The sequence below is a fragment of the Achromobacter sp. 1011811831 genome (assembly GCF_059760905.1).
The window spans coordinates 1-3,699 of the sequence record NZ_JCBANG010000172.1 but is presented as its reverse complement, the minus strand read 5'-3'; the positions used below and the strand labels follow the sequence as shown (position 1 = coordinate 3,699).

The following is a 3,699-nucleotide window of genomic DNA, read 5'->3' as shown; positions in this document are numbered from 1 at the left end:
TGGCAGCCTAGCCTGGGCCTGCCGTATTTAGAAGCAGACCTTGCCGCACTCAAGGGCAGAAGTCTTGCGGAGGTAGCTGGCGCTGAAGAATCTCTGCAACCCGTGGCGCTTTGGCACCTGCATCCTCGATGATCGGGCAGCCCACATTCCCTCTCGTCCGCACCTGAAGCAAAGGCCCCGCGGCTTGCGCCGCGGGGCCTTTCTTGTATTCATGTCTGGTGCTGCGTGCCATATCTGGTGCGTGCCATGGCTGGTGCAGGCCCGTGCCTGGCGCTGGCCGGCGGCCAGCGCGCAGCCCGTCCGCCCTCAAGGCGTGGCAGCGCGTTTCCTCGCCACCAAAAACAAAACCCCGCAGCGGTGAGCTGCGGGGTTCTGAGCAATAAAAGCCTGACGATGACCTACTTTCACAGACGTCCGTCCACTATCATCGGCGCAAAGTCGTTTCACTGTCCTGTTCGGGATGGGAAGGAGTGGGACCAACTCGCTATGGTCGTCAGGCGTAACCGGTTGAGCGCGCGCTAAGGGCGTGCGCTCCAATCTTGGAAGAAACACAACATGCGGATCAGAGAGTTATCTCGATGATCGCGCACTCGGGTTGTAATCGATGTTGGCTGGCTGCTGACGGGGCAGCCAGATTTTGTATTGAACGACACTTGTATACGCTATACACCAGGTCATAACCATCAGTGTTATAGGATCAAGCCTCACGAGCAATTAGTATCGGTTAGCTTAACGCATTACTGCGCTTCCACACCCGACCTATCAACGTCCTGGTCTCGAACGACTCTTTAGGGGGATCAAGTCCCCGGGATACCTAATCTTCAGACGAGTTTCCCGCTTAGATGCCTTCAGCGGTTATCTCTTCCGTACTTAGCTACCCGGCAATGCCATTGGCATGACAACCGGTACACCAGAGGTACGTCCACTCCGGTCCTCTCGTACTAGGAGCAGGCTCCGTCAAGTATCCAACGCCCACGGCAGATAGGGACCAAACTGTCTCACGACGTTTTAAACCCAGCTCACGTACCTCTTTAAATGGCGAACAGCCATACCCTTGGGACCGGCTACAGCCCCAGGATGAGATGAGCCGACATCGAGGTGCCAAACACCGCCGTCGATATGAACTCTTGGGCGGTATCAGCCTGTTATCCCCAGAGTACCTTTTATCCGTTGAGCGATGGCCCTTCCATTCAGAACCACCGGATCACTATGTCCTGCTTTCGCACCTGTTCGACTTGTCAGTCTCACAGTCAAGCACGCTTATGCCATTGCACTATCAGCACGATTTCCGACCGTACCTAGCGTACCTTCGAACTCCTCCGTTACACTTTGGGAGGAGACCGCCCCAGTCAAACTGCCCACCATGCACTGTCCCCGATCCGGATAACGGACCAAGGTTAGAACCGCAAACAAACCAGGGTGGTATTTCAAGGATGGCTCCACGTGATCTAGCGACCACGCTTCAAAGCCTCCCACCTATCCTACACAGGCCGGTTCACAGTCCAATGCAAAGCTACAGTAAAGGTTCATGGGGTCTTTCCGTCTAGCCGCGGGTAGATTGCATCATCACAAACACTTCAACTTCGCTGAGTCTCAGGAGGAGACAGTGTGGCCATCGTTACGCCATTCGTGCAGGTCGGAACTTACCCGACAAGGAATTTCGCTACCTTAGGACCGTTATAGTTACGGCCGCCGTTTACCGGGGCTTCGATCAAGAGCTTGCACCCCATCACTTAACCTTCCGGCACCGGGCAGGCGTCACACCCTATACGTCGACTTTCGTCTTTGCAGAGTGCTGTGTTTTTAATAAACAGTCGCAGCCACCGATTCTCTGCGACCCCATCATGCTAAGCGCGCAGGCGCTTCACACTACCGGGGTATACCTTCTCCCGAAGTTACGGTATCAATTTGCCGAGTTCCTTCTCCTGAGTTCTCTCAAGCGCCTTGGAATATTCATCCCGTCCACCTGTGTCGGTTTGCGGTACGGTCTCGTACAGCTGAAGCTTAGAGGCTTTTCTTGGAACCACTTCCAATCACTTCGCAAGCAATGCTCGCTCGTGCCATACCCTTGATTTACGCGCCCGGATTTGCCTAAGCGCCATCTTCGATACAGCAACAGGGACATCCAACACCCTGATGATCTTCCGCGATCCGTCCCCCCATCGCACTGTACGACGGTGCTGGAATATTAACCAGCTTCCCATCAGCTACGCATCTCTGCCTCGCCTTAGGGGCCGACTCACCCTGCGCCGATGAACGTTGCGCAGGAAACCTTGGACTTACGGCGAGGGGGCTTTTCACCCCCTTTATCGCTACTCATGTCAGCATTCGCACTTCTGATACCTCCAGCAGCCTTTACAAGCCACCTTCGCAGGCTTACAGAACGCTCTCCTACCGCGTGCACAAAGTGCACACCCGCAGCTTCGGTTTATCGCTTAGCCCCGTTACATCTTCCGCGCAGGACGACTCGATCAGTGAGCTATTACGCTTTCTTTAAAGGATGGCTGCTTCTAAGCCAACCTCCTGACTGTCTATGCCTTCCCACTTCGTTTCCCACTTAGCGATAATTCGGGACCTTAGCTGGCGGTCTGGGTTGTTTCCCTCTTGAGTCCGGACGTTAGCACCCGGTGCTCTGTCTCCCAAGCTGTACTTGCAGGTATTCGGAGTTTGCCATAGTTTGGTAAGTCGCCATGACCCCCTAGCTATAACAGTGCTCTACCCCCTGCAGTAATACTTGAGGCACTACCTAAATAGTTTTCGGAGAGAACCAGCTATTTCCAGATTTGTTTAGCCTTTCACCCCTATCCACAGCTCATCCCCTAATTTTTCAACATTAGTGGGTTCGGTCCTCCAGCACGTGTTACCGTGCCTTCAACCTGGCCATGGATAGATCATCTGGTTTCGGGTCTACACCCAGCGACTGAATCGCCCTATTCGGACTCGCTTTCGCTACGGCTTCCCTATTCGGTTAACCTTGCCACTGAATGTAAGTCGCTGACCCATTATACAAAAGGTACGCAGTCACCCCTTACGAGGCTCCTACTGTTTGTATGCATACGGTTTCAGGATCTATTTCACTCCCCTTCCGGGGTTCTTTTCGCCTTTCCCTCACGGTACTGGTTCACTATCGGTCGATCACGAGTATTTAGCCTTGGAGGATGGTCCCCCCATCTTCAAACAGGATTTCACGTGTCCCGCCCTACTTTTCTTACGCTTAGTTCCACACTCAAGATTTCATCTACAGGGCTATCACCTGCTACGGCCGGGCTTTCCATTCCGTTCGATTATCCTGAATGCTAAAACGTAAAGGCTCTTCCGATTTCGCTCGCCACTACTTTCGGAATCTCGGTTGATTTCTTTTCCTCGAGCTACTGAGATGTTTCAGTTCACCCGGTTCGCTTCCACTGACCTATGTATTCAGTCAGGGATACTCCTTGCGGAGTGGGTTTCCCCATTCGGATATCTGCGGATCAAAGCTTGTTTGCCAGCTCCCCGCAGCTTTTCGCAGGCTACTACGTCCTTCATCGCCTGTGATCGCCAAGGCATCCACCATATGCACTTAGTCGCTTGATCCTATAACGCTGTAGGCTATAGGACCTGAGTATTAGCGTTTGTGCCGTTCATAAGTTTCAAAGCAGTCTGAAGTTATTCACTTCAGTCTTGAGAACTTGGAACAAAATTAATGCAATCACAACCCGT

2 rRNA genes are annotated in these 3,699 nt (G+C 53.1%); both read right to left on the bottom strand.

Annotation, left to right across the window (positions count from 1 at the left end):
- Positions 1-385: 385 nt before the first annotated feature.
- Positions 386-498: ribosomal RNA gene (rrf, locus tag AC6LJ9_RS30285) — 5S ribosomal RNA — on the bottom strand.
- A 195-nt stretch (positions 499-693) separates the two neighbouring features.
- Positions 694-3,573, bottom strand: a 23S ribosomal RNA gene (locus AC6LJ9_RS30280).
- Positions 3,574-3,699: the final 126 nt, after the last annotated feature.